General features: G+C 62.9%; 19 protein-coding genes. 13 read left to right on the top strand and 6 right to left on the bottom strand.

Annotated features, from left to right (window positions below):
* Nucleotides 1–6 precede the first annotated feature (6 nt).
* Nucleotides 7–1578, top strand: a complete 1572-nt coding sequence (locus ACXYL9_RS00940; protein ID WP_459037714.1) for a DUF389 domain-containing protein — start codon at nucleotides 7–9, stop codon at nucleotides 1576–1578.
* A gap of 96 nt (nucleotides 1579–1674) precedes the next feature.
* On the opposite strand, the gene ACXYL9_RS00935 is transcribed toward ACXYL9_RS00940, so the two are convergent.
* Nucleotides 1675–2724, bottom strand: coding sequence for a substrate-binding domain-containing protein (locus ACXYL9_RS00935; protein ID WP_459037713.1), 1050 nt, complete (start codon nucleotides 2722–2724; stop codon nucleotides 1675–1677).
* 76 nt (nucleotides 2725–2800) lie between these two features.
* Nucleotides 2801–4186, bottom strand: a complete 1386-nt coding sequence (locus ACXYL9_RS00930) for an OprO/OprP family phosphate-selective porin (protein WP_459037712.1) — start codon at nucleotides 4184–4186, stop codon at nucleotides 2801–2803.
* A 185-nt stretch (nucleotides 4187–4371) separates the two neighbouring features.
* On the opposite strand from ACXYL9_RS00930, the gene ald reads away from it, so the two are divergent.
* Entirely contained in the window at nucleotides 4372–5487 is a 1116-nt protein-coding gene (ald, locus tag ACXYL9_RS00925) for an alanine dehydrogenase (RefSeq protein WP_459037711.1), read from the top strand.
* A gap of 16 nt (nucleotides 5488–5503) precedes the next feature.
* Here the strand turns inward: ald and ACXYL9_RS00920 are convergent, their stop codons facing one another.
* A complete protein-coding gene (locus ACXYL9_RS00920) occupies nucleotides 5504–5899 on the bottom strand; it encodes an acyl-CoA thioesterase (RefSeq protein WP_459037710.1) in 396 nt (131 codons plus the stop codon).
* Nucleotides 5896–8064 (bottom strand): S9 family peptidase, encoded by a 2169-nt coding sequence (locus tag ACXYL9_RS00915; protein ID WP_459037709.1) that lies wholly within the window; start codon nucleotides 8062–8064, stop codon nucleotides 5896–5898. Before ACXYL9_RS00915 ends, ACXYL9_RS00920 begins: the two co-directional genes overlap by 4 nt.
* Before the next feature lie 130 nt (nucleotides 8065–8194).
* Between ACXYL9_RS00915 and ACXYL9_RS00910 the strand changes: the two genes are divergently transcribed.
* From ACXYL9_RS00910 to ACXYL9_RS00885, 6 genes are all read left to right on the top strand, one after another.
* The gene (locus ACXYL9_RS00910; protein ID WP_459037708.1) at nucleotides 8195–10003 is read left to right on the top strand and encodes an aminopeptidase P family protein; all 1809 of its coding nucleotides are present in this window, start codon (nucleotides 8195–8197) and stop codon (nucleotides 10001–10003) included.
* A gap of 100 nt (nucleotides 10004–10103) precedes the next feature.
* Nucleotides 10104–10484, top strand: a complete 381-nt coding sequence (locus ACXYL9_RS00905) for a VOC family protein (protein WP_459037707.1) — start codon at nucleotides 10104–10106, stop codon at nucleotides 10482–10484.
* Between the two features lie 24 nt (nucleotides 10485–10508).
* Nucleotides 10509–10925: a cupin gene (locus ACXYL9_RS00900; RefSeq protein ID WP_459037706.1), complete on the top strand. Its 417-nt coding sequence runs from the start codon at nucleotides 10509–10511 to the stop codon at nucleotides 10923–10925.
* 171 nt (nucleotides 10926–11096) lie between these two features.
* The gene (locus ACXYL9_RS00895) at nucleotides 11097–11651 is read left to right on the top strand and encodes an EF-hand domain-containing protein (protein WP_459037705.1); all 555 of its coding nucleotides are present in this window, start codon (nucleotides 11097–11099) and stop codon (nucleotides 11649–11651) included.
* Nucleotides 11652–11668: 17 nt separating this feature from the next.
* Nucleotides 11669–12406 (top strand): response regulator, encoded by a 738-nt coding sequence (locus ACXYL9_RS00890; RefSeq protein WP_459037704.1) that lies wholly within the window; start codon nucleotides 11669–11671, stop codon nucleotides 12404–12406.
* A 2-nt stretch (nucleotides 12407–12408) separates the two neighbouring features.
* Entirely contained in the window at nucleotides 12409–13830 is a 1422-nt protein-coding gene (locus ACXYL9_RS00885) for a sensor histidine kinase (protein ID WP_459037703.1), read from the top strand.
* Here the strand turns inward: ACXYL9_RS00885 and ACXYL9_RS00880 are convergent.
* Nucleotides 13827–15401, bottom strand: a complete 1575-nt coding sequence (locus ACXYL9_RS00880; protein ID WP_459037702.1) for a helicase HerA-like domain-containing protein — start codon at nucleotides 15399–15401, stop codon at nucleotides 13827–13829. The genes ACXYL9_RS00885 and ACXYL9_RS00880 overlap by 4 nt on opposite strands.
* 107 nt (nucleotides 15402–15508) lie before the next feature.
* Here ACXYL9_RS00880 and pabB point away from each other — a divergent pair, with 107 nt between their 5' ends.
* The 5 genes from pabB to ACXYL9_RS00855 all read left to right on the top strand — a co-directional run bounded on the left by pabB (nucleotide 15509) and on the right by ACXYL9_RS00855 (nucleotide 19482).
* Nucleotides 15509–17350, top strand: coding sequence for an aminodeoxychorismate synthase component I (pabB, locus tag ACXYL9_RS00875; RefSeq protein WP_459037701.1), 1842 nt, complete (start codon nucleotides 15509–15511; stop codon nucleotides 17348–17350).
* Nucleotides 17347–18003, top strand: coding sequence for an RluA family pseudouridine synthase (locus ACXYL9_RS00870; protein ID WP_459037700.1), 657 nt, complete (start codon nucleotides 17347–17349; stop codon nucleotides 18001–18003). Before pabB ends, ACXYL9_RS00870 begins: the two co-directional genes overlap by 4 nt.
* The gene (gene arfB, locus ACXYL9_RS00865) at nucleotides 17996–18412 is read left to right on the top strand and encodes an alternative ribosome rescue aminoacyl-tRNA hydrolase ArfB (protein WP_459037699.1); all 417 of its coding nucleotides are present in this window, start codon (nucleotides 17996–17998) and stop codon (nucleotides 18410–18412) included. The genes ACXYL9_RS00870 and arfB overlap by 8 nt, the downstream gene beginning before the upstream one ends.
* 138 nt (nucleotides 18413–18550) lie before the next feature.
* On the top strand, nucleotides 18551–18718 hold the full coding sequence (gene rpmG / locus ACXYL9_RS00860) for a 50S ribosomal protein L33 (RefSeq protein ID WP_010233410.1): 168 nt from the start codon (nucleotides 18551–18553) through the stop codon (nucleotides 18716–18718).
* A gap of 77 nt (nucleotides 18719–18795) precedes the next feature.
* Nucleotides 18796–19482, top strand: a complete 687-nt coding sequence (locus ACXYL9_RS00855; RefSeq protein ID WP_459037698.1) for a LolA family protein — start codon at nucleotides 18796–18798, stop codon at nucleotides 19480–19482.
* Between the two features lie 253 nt (nucleotides 19483–19735).
* Here the strand turns inward: ACXYL9_RS00855 and ACXYL9_RS00850 are convergent, their stop codons facing one another.
* The gene (locus tag ACXYL9_RS00850; protein WP_459037697.1) at nucleotides 19736–21166 is read right to left on the bottom strand and encodes an alkaline phosphatase; all 1431 of its coding nucleotides are present in this window, start codon (nucleotides 21164–21166) and stop codon (nucleotides 19736–19738) included.
* Nucleotides 21167–21188 lie beyond the last annotated feature (22 nt).

Genomic DNA, 21188 nt, shown 5'->3' with positions numbered 1-21188 from the left:
CGAGACATGGCTATGACTCCAACACCTTCTCCCACCCCCGCAACCTCCGCCGGTGCGGCCGAGCCCGATGCGGGTCGCACCACCAGCTTTACGCTGTTGCGCGCGCTCGCGAACGTGCGAATTTGGTGGCGCGAGGCGGTCACCCAGGACGTCGACCAGGACGAGGTGATCAAGGAGATTCGCGACGAGTCTCTTTATACGGCGCGCTATGTCTTCATGATCTGCATGTCGGCGGGCATCGCGGTGCTCGGCCTGCTACTTTCCAGCCCGGCCGTGGTGATTGGTGCCATGCTCCTGTCGCCATTGATGAGCCCCATAATCGGTGCCGGTTTTGCGCTGGCGACCGGCGATTTCGATTGGCTGCGGAGCTGTGGGCGGGCCCTGTTGTACGGATCCGTGATCGCGATTCTGTTCTGTGCCTTGATCGTGTTTCTGTCGCCCTTGCAGACGGTCACGCAGGAAATTGCTGCCCGCACCCGTCCCAATTTGTTCGACCTGCTGGTCGCGCTGTTCTCCGCCCTGGCTGGCACATACGCCATGATTCGCGGCAAGATGGGCACGATCGTTGGTGTTGCGATCGCCACCGCGTTGATGCCGCCGCTGGCAGTGGTCGGTTTCGGCCTCGCGACCTTCAACTGGACCGTGTTCGGCGGTTCGCTGATGCTGTTCGTGACCAATCTGATGACCATCGCCCTAACCGCGACCCTGATGGCGCGGTTGTATGGCTTCGACACGCGGCTGAGCCACAAGCAGACACGGGTCCAGGATGTCAGCATACTCGTGGCCTTCATCGCGCTGGCGATCCCGCTTGGCCTGTCGTTACAGCAGATTACCTGGGAAGCGCGGGCGACCAACCAGGTCAAGGCGACGATCGAGGAAGCCTTCGTGGAGGATGCCCGGGTCGACCAGCTGGAAATCATCTTCGATACCGAGCCGCTCAAGATCGAGGCCTCGGTCTTCACCCCGGAGTTCGAAACCAATGCCGAGCGCGAAGTTTCGCGTCGGCTCGAACGTTTGCTGGAGCAGCCGGTCGATATTGAGATCGACCAATTCCGTGTCGGTACCAACCCCGGCGCGGCCGAGAAGGCGCAACTGGAGCGGGCGAGGGCGGAAGAGCAGGCCCGGCAGAGCGCGGAGGAAATTGCCCGGCTGGCTGAACGCCTGGCGCTGGTTGCGGGCGTGAAGGTGAACGAAGTCACTATCGATCGCGACAATCGCCGGGCGCTTGCCGATGCACGCAATCTGCCGGGGCTTGGTTGGGCCGGCTATCGCACACTCGAACGGCGCGCTGCCGCCGATTTGGAGGGGTGGGATGTGCGCCTGCGGCCGCCGTTGGCCGCTCTGCCAGATATAGAGCTCGATGAAGAGGGCGCCATGGGTGAGGCGGGCACATCGCAGGCAAATCTTGTGCAATGGGCTGCAAGGCGGATCCGGCTGCCGATTACAATGTCGGGCCCGGAAGAGCCGGTTGCTGCGCTGGCAGAGCGCTATCGCAAGGCTGGCATTACGGTGATCATCGGCGAGAACGGCCCGCGCGATCGGATCGTCGTATCCTGGTCATCTGAAGACAAGCCGTGACCCCGAGATGAGAAGGCCGGATGCACACTCTTGCGAGACGGCGCACCCGGCCTTGATCGATGCGGTCGGCTGAGGCGGGAGACGCCCTGGCCGAGGTTACTTCTTCTCGAGGTCGGCTTTTGCCAGGACCGGCGTCAGCGCGGTAGCCTTCTGGACATTGGCAGCACGTTCCGCGTCGGGTGACGCGACGAGGCCGATCTTGGCCAGCGGACCGTCCTTGTTCCACATGCTGGTCCACTGTTGGAGATAGGCCGCAAGGCCCGGAATGGCGTCGACATGCGCCTTCTTCACATAAACGAACAGCGGACGGGCGCCGGGATATTTGAAGCTGGCGATGTTCTCGTAGGTCGGCTCGACCCCGTTCATCGCCAGGCCCTTCACCTTGTCGGTATTCTCTTCGAGATAGGAATAGCCGAACACGCCGACCGCGTTGGGATTGCCCTGGATCTTCTGGACGATCAAATTGTCCTGCTCGCCCTGGTCGACATACTTGCCGTCCATCCGCACTTCGGTGCAGGTCCGGTCATAGGCGTCCTCGTCGCTCTCCTTGAGCGCCTTCATTTCGGCATTTTCCTTGCACGCTGCTTCGAGGATCAGTTCCTTGAGCGCGTCGCGTGTACCAGACGTCGAGGGCGGGCCGTAGACGAGGATCGGCAGGTCCGGCAGCGATGCGTCGAGATCGGACCATTTCTCGGCCGTCTGCTTCTTGCCGTAAGGATTGGCGGCGATGGCACGATAGACGATGTCCGGCGTCAGGTTCATACTGATGCCATTCTTGGCGCTGGCGATGGCGATACCGTCGAGGCCGACCTGCAATTCGATGATGTCGGTGACACCATTGGCCGCGCAGGATTCGAACTCGCTGACCTTCATCCGCCGCGAGGCGTTGGCCATGTCGGGCGATTGCGGACCGATGCCGCCACAGAAAAGCGATATGCCGCCACCAGTGCCGGTCGATTCGATCAGCGGCGAGCCATATTGCGGGTTGTTGCGTGAGAAGGTCTCGGCAACCAGCTTGGCAAAGGGGTAGACGGTCGACGAGCCGACCGCGCGAATGGTGTCGCGCGTGCCCCCACCGGCATCCCCGCAAGCAGCCAGTGTGAGGCCGGCAGCGGTAGTCAGGGCAATGGTCTTGAGCAATTTCATGATCTGCGTCCTTGGTTGGGCCTGCGCACTGCTACTAGGTGCCGTGCGTGACAGGAAAGTTACAATTGCGAAACCGTCAGAAATCGATTTGCGCCCGCACGCCGAGCGAGTCGACCGAATAGGATGTGTCGCCCCCCGCCGCGGGATAGACCGCGTCCGAATATTCCAGGTGGGCGTAGCCGACCATGAAGCGGGTGTAGTCGGTCGGGGACCAGATCAGCGAGGCGAGCAGGCCGTCCTGCGTGCCGCCGACGATGCCGCTGTCGCTGAGGTCGAGCCGATCATAGCGCAGATTGACCTGTAGCGCGCCTGCGCCACCGTCGCCGACGGGGCTCTTTGGCTTGATACGGTCGAACTTGCCACCCTTGTAGCCGCGCGAATCACCCTTGGTCAGGAACATGCCGACTTCGGCATAGCCACCGAAGAAGGTTGGATCGGCCAGCGCGCCGGGTCGATTGGCAGTCTGCCAGAACACTTCGCCCGTAGCATGGAAGGGGCCCCGGATGATCGCCGCTTCGCCGCCGAGGCCCAGTTCGCTGGTGGCTCCGAAGCTGCCGGTATTGATGAAGCGTTCTGACGAAAAGTGAACTGCGGGCCGCTGGCGGTATCGAACGTTCATTCCTGTTTCGAGATCGGCAAAGTGCACCGAGCCACCCAAGTGGAGTTGGGTGGTTCCAAGCTTGGGCGCGAAAACCACGCGCCCGTCGGCGCCCCAGTTCTTGTTGGACAGGTCGGAGATGTTGTCCGTGAAGACGCCGCCCTGCACGATTACGTCGCCTGCGGAGTATTCGAGGCTGGCGCCCACGCGGCGCTCGAAACCGAACGCATCGGTGAAGGCAGCGCGTTCGAGATGCGAGGTCGACAGGCTGCTGGTCAATTCTTCCAGCCCCTGGAAATTGTTGTGTTGGCCTACCGTCAAACCGACATTGCCGGTCTCGTAAATAATGATGGCATCGGTGATCGAGACATCGGTGCCGTCGAAATCGAGTTCGAACTTGTAGCCAAATCCGCCGGGCATCCCGCCCTGCACTCCCAGCCGTGCGCGCCGGACCTCGTTGCCGAAGCCGTCTTCGCGGCCAGTCGAGTCGGGCGATGAGACGAAGCCCGCGTCATATTGCAGGCGACCGCGCGGCTTGAAGCTCCAGCCGTTTGCGCTCGTCGTTTGCGGTGCGCCCTTCCAGCTTGTCACCACCGAATCGGCCTTGGCGGCGGTTCCGCGCTCAACCGCCTGTGTGGCGCTGATATTGGCGGCTTCCGCGGTCGCATTGGCCACCTCAGCCACCGCCTTCGCCTCGGCGAGATCGCCTTCGAGCGCATCGATTCGCTGCGCCATGGCCTGCATCTGGGCGCGCATTGTGGCGAGCTCCTGTTGCATTGCGGCAGGATCAACGTCCTGCGCCAGGGCGGGAACGGAAATGCAAAGGGTCGCGAGCGAGGCGGTGCACAGCAACAGTTTGTTCAAGGGAGGAAACCTTTCGAATCCAAGTTTGGCTGGCCATGCACTAGGGCGCATTTGTGTCGGCCCCGCTACGCGCGCGTTGCAATTGTGTTACAATGCCCCGTTCTACACCCGGCATAACATGCCGGATCGAACGGTTGCGGCAAACTGGTTTCACTTGTAACGAGCGCGCCGATAAGGAGACCCCCATGCGCATCGGTTGCCCCAAGGAAATCAAGAACCACGAATATCGCGTCGGCCTGACGCCTGAAAGCGCTCGCGAACTGATCGTGCGCGGGAACGAGGTCTGGATCGAAAGCGGTGCCGGCCTGGGCATTGGTGCCACCGACGAAGAGTATGTTTCCGCCGGCGCAAAGATCGTCGACGGACCCGATCCGATTTTCGCCGAGTGCGAGATGGTGGTGAAGGTCAAGGAGCCGCAGGCTGTCGAACGCGCCAAATTGCGCGAAGGTCAAATCCTTTACACCTACCTCCACCTTGCCCCCGATCCCGAGCAGACTGCCGATCTCGTCAAGTCGGGCGTGACGGCCATCGCCTACGAGACGGTCACAGGCCAGGGCGGATCGCTGCCGCTGCTCAAGCCGATGAGCCAGGTCGCTGGCCGGATGAGCATCCAGGCCGGCGCCTCGGCATTGGAAAAAGCGCATGGCGGACGCGGTGTCTTGATCGGCGGCGTTCCAGGCGTTTTGCCGGGCAAGGTCGTCGTGATCGGCGGCGGCGTGGTCGGCTTCAACGCTGCGCAGATGGCGGTCGGCCTCGGCGGGGATGTCGAGATTCTCGACCGTGATCCCGAAGTACTGGAAAAGGTCGGCACCTTCTTCGAAGCGCGCGCCAGCACCCGCTTTTCAAACAAGACCAACCTCGAAGACGCTGTGAGGCACGCCGACCTGGTCATCGGCGCGGTACTGATCCCGGGCGCAGCCGCACCCAAGCTGGTGACGCGCGAACTGCTCAAGCAGATGAAGCCGGGTGCAGTGCTGGTTGATGTGGCAATTGACCAGGGCGGCTGTTTCGAGACTTCGAAGGCAACCACGCATGACGATCCAACCTATATCGTCGACGATATCGTCCATTATTGCGTGGCCAATATGCCCGGTGCCGTTGCACGCACCAGCACCTATGCGCTCAACAATGTGACGCTGCCCCATGCGCTGCGCATTGCGAAGCTGGGCTGGAAAGAGGCTATGCGAGAAAATCCGCATCTCGCGGCTGGTCTCAACGTCCATGGCGGCAAGGTCACTTACGAAGCGGTCGCCAGCGAACTCGGCTACGATTACATGCCGGTGGAAGACCTCCTGAACTAGTCGAGCGGTTTGCGCGTCAGGCCCTGAAAGGTGCTATTACCTCGGGCCGGACGCGCACCAGGCGCTGGGTCTGCCGGTCAAGCATGGCCCAGGTCGTGCTCGCCGAAACGATCACCTTGCCCGCTGCATTGGTGAAATCCACCCGCCGCAGCGAGGTCGCCCCGCGCGGCTCGCCAGGGATCCAGGTTTCGCCGGTCACGCTCTCGCCAGCGTCGATATTGCCGCGATAGTCGATCTCGTGCCGGACCACGAGCCAGACAAAATCGCGTGCGTGATCGGGTGCGGCGACCGCGTCCCAGTGGGCGGTCGCCATATCCTGGATCCACTGTACCCAGACCGCATTGTTGACGTGGCCCATCTCGTCGATGTGCTCGACCCTTGCGATGAAGGTCTTGCAAAAACGCTTACTCATTCGTTGGTCAGGCCCAGTTGCCACAAGATGAAGGCATAGGCTTCGGCGGTCTCGTAAAGCGAGGTAAACCGGCCTGATTTGCCACCGTGCCCGGCCCCCATGTTGGTCTTGAGCAACAGCACGTTATCATCGGTCTTGGTGTCGCGCAGCTTGGCAACCCACTTGGCCGGTTCCCAATAGGTCACGCGCGGATCGTTGAGACCCGCAGTAACCAGCATCGGCGGATAGTCCTGCGCCACGACCTGGTCATAGGGGCTGTAACTGAGAATATAGGCGAAGGCCTGCTTGCTCTCGATCGGGTTGCCCCATTCGGGCCATTCACCTGGCGTCAGCGGCAAGCTCTCGTCAAGCATGGTGTTAAGGACATCCACAAAGGGCACGTCAGCAACCACTGCGCCCCACAGGTCAGGGTCGGTGTTGACGATCACTCCCATCAGTTCGCCCCCGGCGGAACCACCGCTGGCGCTGATTTTGCCCTTCTCGGTATAGCCTTTCACGATCAGCCCCTTGGCTACGTCGACGAAGTCCTCGAACGTGTTGGTGCGCTCGTTGAGCTTGCCTTGCAGGTACCAGCGCCGTCCCAGGTCGTCACCGCCGCGGATATGGGCGATGGCAAAGGCCACGCCGCGATCGACCAGGCTCAGTCGCGTGGTCGAAAAGCCCGGCGGAACGGCATAGCCATAGGCACCGTAGGCATAGAGGTGCAGCGGGCCGGCTTCCGCGGGACGATCCTTGCGCATGACGACGCTGACCGGCACCTGCGTGCCGTCGCGCGCAGCAATGGTCAGCCGCTCGGTCTTGTAGAGGTTCGCGTCATAACCGCTCGGGATTTCCTGCTGCTTGAGCAGTTCAAGCCGTCCGTCGGAGAGGTGATAGTCATAGACCGAGTCCGGCGTGACCATGCTTTCATAGGACAGCCGTAGCTTGTCGACGTCGTATTCTGGGTTGTTCGACAGCCCGGCGACATAGCTCGCTTCGGGAAACCGGATCGGGCGCACCTGCGCCGGATCGGAATAGGAACGGACCTGGACCTGGTCGAGACCATCGAGCCGCCCCTCGGTCGTGTAGAAGTCCTTGTAGAGCTCGAAATCGGTCAGATAGAATTCGTCCGATCCTTCTATCAGCGTCGTCCATTCGCCGGGCCTGGCAAGCGGAGCCGTTGCGAGGCGGAAATTGATGTGATCGTCATTGGTGTGGACGAAGAGCGTGGTCTCGCCGCTCTCGGTTCGCAGGTCGACATCATATTCGACCCCCTTGCGGCGTTCCTTGACAAGGATCTGCTTGCCGGTCGGATCTTCGGCCCGCACGAGACGCACTTCGCTCGTCTCGTTGTCGCCGCTGGCGATGATCAGCCAGTCATCCTGCGCAGAAAGGCCGGCGTTGACGCGAAAGCCTTCGTCTTCCTCGTTGTAGATTTCGATGTCGTCGGCGGCATCGGTGCCGATCCGGTGCAGGCGGACATTGTCGACGCGCCAGTTCTCATTGGCCTTGCCATAGGCGAGCATGGTGTCGTTCGCGACCCAGTTCAAGCCTGACAGCGTCTCGGGAATGGCGTCCTCGAGCAACGCGCCACTGTCGAGGTCCTTGATCCGCGCGGTGTAGCGTTCCGAGCCATTGTCGTCGGTGGAATAGGCGAGATAGCGGCCATTATCCGACACCGAGAATGCGCCGAGGCGGAAGTAATCCTTACCCTCGGCCAGCTCGTTCTCGTTGAGGATCAGGCTGGCATCGCCTCCAGCGGCGGGCCTGCGATACCATTTGCGGTATTCTTTACCCTCCTCGAATTCGGTCCAGTAGATCCAGTCGCCATCCTTTTGCGGGACCGAAGAATCGTCTTCCTTGATGCGGCCCTTCATTTCCTCGAACAGCTCTTCCACCAGACCTTTTCGCGGTCCCATCTGCGTCTCGAACCAGGCGTTTTCGACCTTGAGGTATTCGAGCACATCGGCGTCATCGACGGTCGGGTAGGAGGGATCCTTGAGCCAATGATAGGGGTCCTCGATCGTGATCCCGTGGCGGGTGTAGCTATGGTCGCGCTTCTCGGCGACAGGAGGGGTCGTAGGAGCGGCCTGGCTCACGCTGGTGATATCCTCTTGGTTGGGGTCCTCCATCGCAAATGCCGGCATCGCGGCAAGGCTCCCCGCAAGGGCAAGGAGGGCGGACATGGTCAATTTCATCGCTCGGGAATCCCGTGTCATCGTAAGGTCGGGTAGAAAGCCTGCGATGCAAGGCCTATGATAGAGGCAACACGCGCACAAGTGCGCTCACACGAGAATGCCTGAAGGATCGACCGCCATGCTGATGCAAACCCACGAATCCCGCCTCGCCGCCTTGCGCGAAGAATTGAAGAAACGCGGGCTCGAAGGGTTCGTCGTACCGATCAGCGACGAGCACATGAGCGAATATGTCGGCGAATATGCCCAGCGACTGGCGTGGCTGACGGGCTTCGGCGGTTCGGCTGGCAGTGCGGCGGTGATGACCGATACCGCGGCAATCTTCACCGACGGCCGCTATACCGTGCAGGTGCGCGAGCAGGTCGACGGGCGGCTGTTCGACTATCAGTCGGTCCCGGCGACGAGCCCGGCGAAGTGGCTGGCCGAGAACGCCGGAGAAGGTGCCAAAATAGGCTTTGATCCTTGGCTGCACTCGCGCGGCTGGGCCAAGCAAGCCAGCAAGATGCTGGCCGAAGCCGGCGCCGAACTGGTCGCCGTGGACAGCAATCCGATCGACGCGGTGTGGCAGGATCGCCCGGCCCCCTCGGACGCGGTGGCGACGATCCAGACAGACGATCTGGCCGGGCGCTCGAGCGCGGATAAGCGCGGCGAGGTGGCGCAGTGGCTCAAGGACAAGAAGCTTGATGCAGCGGTGATCTCGGCGCTCGATTCGGTTGCCTGGCTGCTCAACATCCGCGGCGCTGATGTCAGCCACACGCCAGTCGCCCTATCCTATGTGCTGGCCCACCAGGACGGGACCGCCGAGCTGTTCATCTCCGGTGAAAAGATCACGCCGGAGGTACAAAAGCATCTCGGCAATGCGGTCACCATTCGCGAGCGGACCGAGTTCGAAGGCGCGCTCAAGGCGCTGACGGGCAAGCGCGTGGCGGTCGACCCCGACTATGGCGTGGCAGCGATCTCACTGGCGCTGGAAGAAGGCGGTGCAACGCCGGTCAGCGAGCGCGATCCGACCATTTTGGCCAAGGCGGTCAAGAATTCGGTCGAGGCGCAGGGACACCGTGATGCCCAGGCGCTCGATGGGGTCGCAGTGTGCAAGTTCCTGCACTGGCTGACCTCGACCGCGCCCGAAGGCGGAATCGACGAGCTGACCGCCGCCGCCAAGCTGCTCGAATTCCGGCAGCACTATGGCGACCTGCGCGATACCTCGTTTGACACCATTTCCGCTGCTGCCGGTCACGCCGCGCTGCCGCATTACAAGGTCGATGAAGACAGCAATATCCCGATCCCCCCTGGCAGTATCTTCCTGGTTGATTCGGGCGGACAATATCCTTGTGGCACCACCGATATAACCCGCACGGTGTGGATCGGGCCGGGCGAGCCGACAGCGGAGATGAAGGACCGTTTCACACGGGTCCTCAAGGGCCACATCGCGATTGCCGAGGCGATCTTCCCCGAAGGCACCAATGGTGGCCAGCTCGACAGCCTGGCACGCCAGTTCCTGTGGGCGGCTGGTGCCGATTACGCCCACGGCACCGGCCACGGCGTCGGCAGTTTCCTCGCGGTTCACGAAGGGCCGCAGCGGATTGCCAAGATCAACGGCGCGCAGGCCGGCACGCTCGAGCCGCTGCTGCCTGGCATGATCCTGTCGAACGAACCGGGTTACTACAAGGCCGGCGAATTCGGAATCCGGATCGAGAATCTGGTCCTGACACAGGAACAGCAGATCGAGGGTGCCGACGACGGTCGCTGGTTCGGGTTCGAGAACCTGACCTGGGTGCCGATTGATCGCACATTGATCGAACCGGCGCTGCTGACCGAGGCCGAGCGCTCCTGGCTCGATCGCTACCACGCCGATACCCGCGCATTGCTTGCGTCGCGTTTGGAAGGCGACGCGCTTCAATGGCTTATGGAGCAGACTGAACCGCTATGATCCAGCGGTCATGGAGCCGCTTGTGACAGGATAAATGTTCCAGTAATGTTCTCCTGCTCCGAGTCGCCAATCCGCGGCCCGGCATGAGGAGGACAGGACCATGATTGGCTATGTAACGCTGGGTACCAACGATCTAGAGAAGAACGCGGCATTTTATGACGCCCTCGCCGGGGCTCTAGGCGTAGGACGGATGATGGAGTTCGACAGCTTCATCGCCTGGGGCGAAATGGGCGGTGCGCCCGGCGTGGCGCTGACCAAGCCTTTCGATGGCGAGAAGGCGACTGTCGGCAACGGCACCATGGTTGCCCTGCAGGTTGATGGACCGGACAAGGTCAAGAAATTGTACGAAATCGCGCTCACCAACGGCGGCACCGACGAAGGCGCGCCGGGTCCGCGCGGCGACGAGGGCTTCTATGCCGCCTATTTTCGCGATCCCGATGGCAACAAGCTCAACGCCTTCTGCATGACGCAAGCGGAATGACCGCCAGCCGACAGGGAGCAGGGCATGGGTGACGGAACCAGACTGGCCGACAGCTTTATCCACCTGGGGCTGGGGGCGAGCGCTGTTCCCCAGCCGCCCTTCGACGGGCTCGACTGGTATGAGCACTATGGCGCGCGCCACGCCAGCGACGGGGCCGAGGGGCGGCTGGTCTCGCTGCACAGCTTCGATGCGGATTGGTCGAGCTGGGAGATGCATCCCAAAGGTGCCGAGATCGTGCTGTGTACCGAGGGGTCAATGCTGTTGACGCAGGAATTCCCCGACGGTCGGCGTGCGAAACTTCGCCTCGAGGCGGGTGAGTATGCCATCAATCCACCTGGCGTCTGGCACATTGCCGACGTGGCGACACATGCCACGGCGGTCTTCGTGACGGCAGGCGAAGGAACCGAAATGCGCGAGCGTTCAGACTTTCCGGTGGATTAATGAACACCGGCGGCTGATACAAACAGCGACATTTATAGCCATATCGGGCAAACTCCTGCGACATCGGGCCCTTATAAGAAACATTGTGAGTTGCGAGGCAGGCTTTTGAATTCTCCCCCTCCCCCCTGCCTGCTTCGCAGCTCCGTTATTTTTACTAACGGAGTATCCAAGATGAAAAAGATTGCCCTTATCCTCGCCACCGGCTCGCTGCTTGCAGGCGGTGCAGTGCTGGCCCAGCCGACCGGTGAGCGTGCCGAGCGCGGCCCGATGACCCGCGATGCCGTGGTCGAGCGGACCGAAGCCCGCTTTGCCAAGATGGACGCCAATGGCGACGGCGTGCTCAACGACGCCGATCGCGTGGCCCGGGTGGCAGAACGCTTTGCCAAGATTGACGCCGACAGCAACGGCGCGGTCACGCAGGCCGAGTTCATCGCCGCCGCCGAAGCGCGCGGTGAAATGCGCAAGGAGCGTCGCGAAGCGCGCGCCGAAAAGCGTGGTGGTGAACGCATGATGCGCCGCGGTGGACGACGTGGTGGCAAAGGCCATGGCATGATGATGCTGAAGATGGCCGACACCAACCAAGACGGCCAGATCACCAAGGCCGAATTCCAGGCTGCCGCTTTGGCCCGTTTCGATAAGGCCGATGCCGATGGAAACGGCACCGTGACTGCCGAGGAACGGCGTGCCGCCCATAAGGCCATGCGCGGCCAGCATCGCGGCAACTGATCGGAGCTGGCGTTTCGATGGTAACGACTGACCCCGACGCACCGGTGCATGTACTGCTGGTCGATGACGAGCAGACGCTGCGTGAACCCCTGGCCGAGTATCTTCTCGGCCAGGGGTTTCGTATCTCCGAGGCCGAAAGTGCTGCGGCGGCGCGCACGGTCCTGTTGAACGAGACCCCGGATATCGCCCTGGTCGACATCATGATGCCAGGCGAAGACGGGCTGTCGCTTACCCGGTATCTGACCGAGAACCGCGATCTTCCTGTGATCCTGCTGACTGCCAAGGGCGAAGCGACCGACCGTATCGTCGGGCTCGAAATCGGTGCCGACGACTATGTTACCAAGCCGTTCGAGCCACGCGAGCTGGTGGCGCGCATCCGTTCGGTCCTGCGCCGGGCGACACGCTCGCCAGCAGGATTGGAAGAGGACGCGCTTTACCAGTTCGAAGGGTGGCAGCTCGATCCGCTCAAGCGCAAACTGACCGATCCCGACGGCACAGTAATTTCGCTTTCAACCGCCGAATTTCGACTGCTGATGGCTTTCCTGGAACACCCTCGCAGCGTGCTCGACCGTGATCGCCTGCTCGACATCGTGCAGGGCCGCGAGGCGCACATGTTCGACCGCGCGGTCGACAACCAGGTCAGCCGGTTGCGGCGCAAGATCGAAATTGACAGCCGCGATCCGCGCCTGATCCTGACCGTGCGCGGAGGCGGTTATCGTTTTGCTGCCAATGTCACCCGCCAGGCGCAGAACTGACCATGCGCATGTGGCCCCGCAACCTGCTCGGGCAAACCTTGGTCTCCGTGGCGCTGGCGCTGCTGGTGGCGCAGACGGTGTCTGCGGTCTTGCTCTACCGCGCGGCCGAAAACCGGCGCACCGCCGCGATCCTCGGCATCGCTGCCATTGCCCTGCTGGTCGACCCGGCATTTGACCGCGCGGCAGGGGCTGCGCCCCTCGACATGCGCCCCGCAGGGATGCGGCGCGGACTTGGCCGCCCCTTGCGCGGAGAGGTCACTCGAGACGATCCGCTGCTGCCTGGCGAGAATATCGATGCTGGGTGGGCCGAGGATCTTAGCGAGCGCCTAAACGCTCTCGGCCTCAACCCGGCCCAGACCGTGGTAACCGTCCGCCGCGCCACGCGCGATCCGGTCCTGCAGCAGCGGTTGGCAGGCAACTCGCGCCGGATAGCGAGGCTCTTACGAGCCGATCGGCAGATACTTGTCGCGGCCATCCGGTTCGATGCCGCATCGCCATGGCAAGTCGCACGCGTCCCCATTCCGGAGCGCGAACCCCGTGTGCTAGGCGGCATTGTCGCGCAGACGTTGGTGTTCTTCTTCGTGTTGATGGGTGTGCTTTTTCTGCTGCTGCGCCGCATCACTCAGCCACTGGCGGCATTGACGCGGCGCACCACGCAGTTCGCCCGGACACAAGACTTGGCCAAGCCGCTTGTGCCGACCGGGCCAAGCGACATCAGCGCGCTGATCGCGGCGCACAACGCGATGGAAAGCCGAATTGCAACCATGCTCGATGAAAAGGACGTGATGCTGGGTGCCATAGGTCACGACTTGAAGACCCCACTTGCCGCGCTGCGGCTGCGGATCGAGGGGGTGGAGAACGAAGATCGCCGGGCCAAGATGGCGGCCGGTATCGAGGACATCACCCGCTCGCTCGATGACATTCTTTCGCTCGCTCGTGTGGGCCGGGCAGACCAGCCTGCAGAACGCGCTGAACTGGGCGCGCTGGTGGAAGCGGTGGTCGAGGAATTCGAGCAACTGGGCGAACCGGTCAGTTTCACATCCGAAGACAAGATCGTTCGACCGGTGCATGTCACCTGGTTGCGGCGGGGCCTTCGCAACTTGGTCTCCAACGCGCTGCGTTACGGCGGCTCGGCGCAGGTGACGCTGCTACATGATGGCGACGAGGTCGTGATGCGGGTCGATGATGATGGCCCGGGCATCCCCGCCGAGCAGATCGGAGCCATGCTCGAGCCGTTCCAGCGGGGAGAGGCGAGCCGCAATCGCGCTACGGGCGGGGCTGGCATAGGGTTGACCCTCGCTCGTGCGATCGCTGAGCAGCACGGTGGGCGACTGGTCGTCGCCAACCGGTCACAAGGCGGCTTGCGCGCAGAAATTCGCTTGCCTTCGACGCTCCCCGAGCAGCAGTCGGGACGTGCGACCTAGCGCATCAGGCCGCCGATCAGATTGCGCACGAAGCGCCCGGCCACCGCCCCGCCCATGCTGGTGGCGATGGATCCGGCGGCCGAAGTCGCAGCGCTGCGGGTGGGGTCCGCCCGTGATTTCTTGCCAAGGATCTTGGCCGCAAGAACGCTGGCCGCAGAGCTCGCCACAGCGCCGGCTGCCGCCTTGCCGGCCTTCTCCCACATCGAGCTGGTCTTGCGGGGACGCTTGCGCACCTCCGTCTCGCCCTTCTGCTCAACTTCTTCTGCGGTGGCGGCAGCATCCGCAGCCTTGGCTGCCAGCACCTCCTCGGCGCTTTCGCGGTCGACAAGCTGGTCATACTTACCCTCGACCGGGCTGATCGAGCGGATGATCGCGCGCTCCTTTTTTGAAACCGGCCCGAGTCGGCTGCGGGGAGGCTTGATCAAGGTGCGCTGGACCACGGTGGGCGCGCCGTCCTCGTCCAGCGTAGAAACCAGCGCCTCGCCGACCTTCAATTCTGTGATCGCTTCCTCGACATCGAGGTCGGGATTGATGCGGAAGGTTTCTGCGGCGGCGCGGATCGCTCGCTGGTCTCGGGGGGTAAAGGCGCGCAGGGCGTGCTGGACCCGGTTGCCGAGCTGGCCCGCGACTTCTTCGGGAATATCGATCGGGTTCTGGGTAACGAAATACACGCCAACGCCCTTGGACCGGATCAGCCGCACGACCTGTTCGATCTTGTCTTCGAGCGCCTTGGGCGCGTCGTCGAACAGCAGGTGTGCCTCGTCAAAGAAGAACACCAGCTTGGGCTTCTCCGGATCGCCGACCTCGGGCAGGCTTTCGAACAGCTCGGCCAGCAGCCACAGCAGGAACGTGGCGTAGAGCTTGGGGCTGCGCATCAACTGGTCGGCGGCGAGCACGTTTATGTAACCGCGTCCCTGCTCGTCCACCCGAAGAAAATCATCGATTTCCAGCGCTGGTTCGCCAAAGAACTGGTCTGCCCCCTGGCTTTCGAAACTGAGCAGTTGTCGCTGGATCGCGCCGACCGATTGTTTCGAAACATTGCCGTATTTGCCCGAAAGCTCCTTCGCATTCTTCGCCGCCCAAGCGAGGATCGACTGCAAGTCACCGAAATCGAGCAGCAACAGCCCGTTGTCGTCAGCATGGCGGAAGACGATCTGGAGTACACCTTCCTGGGTATCGTTGAGATCGAGCAGCCGGGCGAGCAACAGCGGCCCCATCTCGCTGACCGTGGTCCGGATGGGGTGGCCCTGTTCGCCGTAAAGATCCCAGAAAATGGCGGGATTGTCGGAATAGCCGTAGTCATCCATGCCCAGTTCTGCGGCCCGCCCCTCGAGCTTGTCGGCATGCTTGAAACTGGCCGAGCCGGGCATGGTGATGCCCGACAGGTCGCCTTTGACATCGGCCACGAACACCGGGACGCCATTGGCGGAGAAGCTCTCGGCCAGGCCCTGCAGCGTCACCGTCTTGCCAGTGCCGGTGGCGCCGGCGATCAGGCCGTGGCGGTTGGCCCGCGACAGGTCGAGATACTGGTTCTCGCCATTGCCGGCGAGGCCGAGGAAAATCTGGTTCATTAGCGTAACTGGCCCCCGAGATGTCTGTTCTGCCCATTGTGTGGCGGTTTGCACCCCGCACGGTCAAGCACGGTTCCATTTCGCGCGCAGGAGTCTATGGCCGAAGAATGGCGGAAAGCGCGAAAGCACAGGCACCGTTCGTCCTGCTGGACGATGCCCGCGACGTTGGGGCGGCGCAGGCGCATTTATACGAGAACGCCAAGCAATTCTTCATCGCCCATCGCCCGCAGGAAGTTGAACCGGTGCTTGAGGCTGCGCGCACAGCGCAGGCGGAGGCAGGCGGTACGCTGGCGGGCTATATCGGATACGAGGCCGGGCTGGCCCTTGAGCCGAGACTGGCCGCGCTGGCACCAAGCCGCAGCGGCGGGGCCGGCCCGCTCGTGTGGCTCGGCCTGTTCGAGCATGAGTTGGTTATCGCGCCCGACAAAGTTCCGGCCTGGCTCACCGAAAGGGGCAGCTCCGGCCGGACCAGCCTCGGCCCGCTCGAACCCCAGCTCTCGCAAGGCGCCTATGAGGAGGCCTTCGCCGCGTTGCAGGACGCGATCCAGGCTGGTGACATCTACCAGGCCAATCTGACCTTGCCTTTGGCGGGTGCCTATGCCGGGGACCCGGTAGCGCTTTATGCCGCGCTGCGCCCGGCGGCGCAGGCCGGCTATGGCGGATTGATCTTCGACGGCACGCATTGGATGCTGAGCCTGTCGCCTGAACTCTTCGTCTCGCTGAAGGAAGGCGAAGCACGGACCAAGCCGATGAAGGGCACGCGGCCGCGCGACGCCGATCCTGCACACGATGCCGCGCTGCGCGAGGATCTCTCCCGGTCGGAGAAGGACAAGGCCGAGAACCTGATGATCGTCGACCTGATGCGCAATGATCTGAGCCGTGTGGCAAGTCCCGGCAGCGTGACGGTCGAAAAACCTTTTGCGGTCGAAAGCTATCCAACGGTGCACCAGATGGTGACCACCGTGCACGCCACGTTGGAACCGGAACACGACGCGCTCGACCTGATGCGCGCGATCTTCCCGTGCGGTTCGATCACCGGGGCACCCAAGATCCGGGCGATGGAGCTGATCAATGCAGTCGAGCGCGATGCTCGCGGCCCCTATTGCGGCGCAATCGGGCGGATCGATGCGCCCGACGAACAGGGCCGTTCCAATGCCGCGTTCAACGTGGCCATTCGCACGCTCAGGCTGACTCCGGTCGAAAACGAGCGCGGCAAGGCGGTGCTCGGTGTCGGCTCGGCCATCGTTGCCGACAGCGAGGCTGGCACCGAATGGTGCGAAACAATCCTCAAGGGTGGCTTTGCGCGGGCCAGCGGGCCGGGATTGGTGGCACCCGGCTTCGACCTGATCGAGACCATGCGGTTCGACCCCGAAACAGGGGTGGCGCAGCTCGAGGCGCATCTGGAAAGGATGAAGGACAGCGCCGGCGTGCTCGGCTTTTCTTTCGACCGCCACGCCGCGCGCAACCAGATCCAGGCGCTTTGCTTCGATCTTGATGGACCGGCCCGCTTGCGGCTGGTCTGTGCCCGTTCGGGCGCAACGACATTGGAAGCTGCGCCGCTTGGCGAAGGGTGGGACGCTCCGGTGAAATGCGCCGTCCTGGCACTGCCGGTCGACCCGGGTGACTGGCGCCTGCGCCACAAGACCAGCGACCGCGGTTTTTACGAGGAGGCGCTGGCAGCGGCTGAGGGCGCTGGTGCGCACGAAGCCCTGTTGCTGCGCGACGATGGCTTGCTGACCGAAGGCAGCCGCACCAACATCTTCGTCGAGCGTGGCGGAACCCTCGTCACGCCGCCGCTCGCTCTCGGCTTGTTGCCCGGAGTGCTGCGCGCATCGCTGATTGCCGAAGGTCGCGCCCGCGAAGGCGAAGTGCGCCTCGCCGATCTCGAGCAAGGTTTTTACATCGGCAACGCCCTTCGCGGGCTGACAAAGGCACAGCTAGTCGCATGAGTGAAATTTCGATCCTGTATGAAGACGGCGAGGCCCTGGTGATCGACAAGCCGGCCGGCCTGCCGATCGAACGTCCACGCAAAGGCGGGCCGGCGCTCGAAGACCATTTCGAGGCGTTGAAGCTGGGCTTCCAGCGTCCACCGGTGCCGGTCCATCGACTCGACACCGATACCAGCGGCTGCCTTCTGCTGGCGCGCAATCCGAAGGCGCTGAAGCGATTCGCCATGGCATTCGAAGAGCGTCGGGTCGGGAAGCGCTACCTTGGCATAGTCGCCGGGATTCCGGATCAGGAAGAAGGTTCGATCGAGCTCGCGCTGGCGAAAATCAGCAGCGCTGAAAAGGGCTGGCGGATGATCCCGGCGAAAAAGGGCAAGCCTTCGGTGACCCATTGGCGCGTGTTGCAGCAGCTCGAGCGCGGCACCCTGCTCGAATTCACCCCTGAAAGCGGGCGCACCCACCAGATCAGGGTCCATGCCGCCTCGGGGCTGGGGTTGCCGCTGCTCGGCGATCCAGTTTACGGCGACGCCAAATCCGGCCCCCGCACCATGCTCCACGCAGCCAATTTGACCATCGAGCGCGATGGCAAGCCCCGGATCGAGGCGAGTGCACCGCTGCCCGCCGATTTTGCGGCGCTGGGCGCAAGCGATGGATAGCGAACTGATCGCCCGGGCCCACGCCCTGGCCGAGGAAAGCTTCCTCGCCGGGTCGGGGCCGGGTGGCCAGAATGCCAACAAGGTCGCGACCGAGGTGCAGCTACGGGTCGACATCTATCGCCTGCGCCTCGCTCCTTCGGTCTTCGCGCGTTTGCGCAAGCTGGCGGGCAGCAAGATCACCACGGCCGGGGAACTGCTGGTGACTGCCCGCGAGCACCGCACGCAGGAGGCGAATCGCCAGCTGGCACGCGAAAAGTTGGAGGAATTGCTGGAAGCCGCCCATCGGGAGCCCAAGAAACGGGCCAAGAGCCGGGTCAACCGGATCGGCAAGGTCCAGCGATTGAAGTCAAAAAAAGCGCGCGGAGCGGTGAAGGCCAAGCGCGGCAAGGTCTCGCGCAGCGATTGGTAGGGCGCATGGCGCTTGACTTTCGACAGTGAATCGCCCAATTGCGCGCCCGATATGGCGGTGCGCCGGTAATTTTACGCCGCGCGCCGCCTGTTGTTTTTTGGCCGCTTGCTGGCCCACCGGACACTTTAGGAAAGCACTATGGCGAAGCCCGCTACCGTCAAGATCAAGCTCGTCTCGACCGCAGACACGGGCTTCTACTACGTGACGAAGAAGAACCCGCGCAACATCACCGAGAAGATGACCTTCCGCAAATACGACCCCGTCGTGCGCAAGCATGTCGAGTTCAAGGAAGCGAAGATCAAGTAAGCTTCCTGAACGGCAGGAACCGCCTGCCGTCAGTGACGGTTCAGTGCTTCGTCTCTAATCACGAAGGCATGAACGCAATGATCGATACATTTCGCTCCATTGCCCGCCCCTTTACCGGGGCCGGCAGGGTTTCTGGCGTCGCGCTTGCCGCGGCGCTTGCCATCAGCGTGCCTGCGACCATGGTCGCCGCGCCAACTCCGGTGGCGGCGCAAAGCCGTGCCTCACTGGACGATGCGGTTGCCGCCTTGCGCGGCATCTCGACGATGAAGGCCAATTTCAGCCAGGAAGATCGCAAGGGCCAGACCGTGCGCGGCGTGATGACGCTCAAGCGCCCGGGCAAGATTCGCTTCGAATATGAAAAAGGCGTTCCGCTGCTTTTGGTTTCCAACGGCAAGTCGATGACGCTGATCGATTACGAGGTGAACCAGGTCCAGCGCTGGCCGATCTCCAACTCGCCGCTGGGCGCGCTGCTGGATCCCAGCCGCGACGTAAAGAAATACGGCAAAATTCTTCCGAGCGGCAATCCGGCGGTGATGAGCGTCGAAGTGCGCGATCCCAAGAAACCGGAATTCGGTATCATCACGCTGGTGTTCGTGCGCAACGCGAACGCGCCGGGCGGCTGGCAGCTGACCAACTGGGTTGCGCTCGATGCGCAGAACAACCGCACCACGGTTCGTCTTTCGAATCAGCGCTATGGCGTGTCCGTCAGCGACACGGCATTTCGTTACAAGGATCCGCGCCGGACCAGCCGTCGCCCTGGTTGAACGCTTCAGCCACCGAAAGAGAGCGAATTGCGACAAAGTGCGACGATTCGTTCATTCGGCGGAAAGCAGGATAGCCGTAATCTTTGATCACAAAGCGGACGGAAGGCGGGTTTCCCCCCTGTTGCCTCGCCCTTTCAACAAGGTTCGCTTTGCAACAGCGTGACGAACGCTAACAAGGAACCCTCGTGCCACTTGCCCCCGGCACGAGGGTTTTTGTTTGCCCTCGCCGAGGATCCAGCTCGCCGCGCTCCTGTTACCAGCCGTACGCGTTGGTGATGATGTCGTAGATCACGTCCTGCTCGATCACGCCGCGGGCCTTTTCCGATCCGGGGCCGTTGGCGTAGAGGGCCACATCCTCACCGCTATGGGTCTCGCTATCCAATGCGATTGCAGCCTGCTGCGTTGCCCCGACACCCGTGTCGGGCGTTTCGCGCTCGGCGACAATCGCGCCCGGACCATTGGCGTAGCCGAGCGTGGTGTAGGGCTTGCCGTCCGTTGCAAGCGACGCTTGGGCGACCTCTTCCCCGGCGCCCTGCGGCGGGATCACCAGGCCCAGGATGTCATTCCCGCGACGCGGATAGCCGGCGATTGTGAAGACGTGACTGTGATCAGCGGTGACCAGGATCAGCGTCTCACGCGGGTCGGTGTTATCGACTGCCCACTGGATGGCATTGGCGAATTCGACTGCCTCCTCGAGCGCAAGTCCGGCGCGCCCGGCGTGGTGGCCATGATCGATCTTGCCGCTTTCGACCATCAGGTAATATCCGTCACGATCGCGCGCCAGCCGTTGCACGGCGGCCTGCGTCATTTGCGTAAGGGTCGGCTCCTTGCTGTCGGGGGCGCGTTCCGCCACCCAGCCCATGTGGCTGGGGGAAAACAGCCCGAGTACCGGCCTGTTCATCGGCGCTGCGGCGAGGCTGGCGGTATCGACAACGAAGCTGCCGCCCGTGCGCTTGACCCATTCGGTGGGCAAATCGTCCGCCGGGTTGAGACGCGCGCCGCCCACGGCGCTGCCATAGAAGGGCGCGAGTCCGCCACCCAGGGCGACGTCGAAATCGAAATCGATCAACTGTCGGGCGATGTCACGACAGCCAAGGCCGCGCTGGCTTTCTTCGATCCAGGCGTCGGTTTCCCAGCCGCGTTCGGTTGTACGGGCATAGACCGAGGCCGGCGTCGCATGGGTGATCCGCGCGGTCGAGACGATCCCGACCGCAAGTCCGCGCTTCTTAGCCTCTTCGCCGAGGAGCGGCAGGTGATGCTTCTTGCCGTCTTCGCAATCGGCGCGGGCGGCACCCGGCCCGATTCCGAGATAGCCGATATTGGTCTTCTGGCCTGAATGCATGGCGGTAGCGGTTCCGGCGCTGTCGGGAACCTGGGCGTCGACATTGTAGGTTTTGACCAGCGCAACGTTGTCGAATTTCTCGAACGGCAGGACATACTCCTCGCCGCTCATTCCGCGCTTCTGGCCAGCGTAGATACGCATGGCGGTTACAGTGGAAACGCCCATCCCGTCGCCGATGAACAGGATGACGTTCTTCGCCTTCCGGTTCTCGGCCTGGGCGGAAGCCTGCACCGCTCCGCTGGATGCGCTGCGGACACTGGTTTGTGCGTAGGCATCGCCGCAGCCGGCCAGTGACACAGCGAAGGCAGACAGGGCGGACAGGTGGAAGGGGCGCATGCGCATGGTTTGTCTCCGCTGGGATCGG

The sequence above is a fragment of the Qipengyuania sp. CAU 1752 genome, from assembly GCF_054482615.1.
This window is presented reverse-complemented; position numbering and strand designations above follow the sequence as displayed.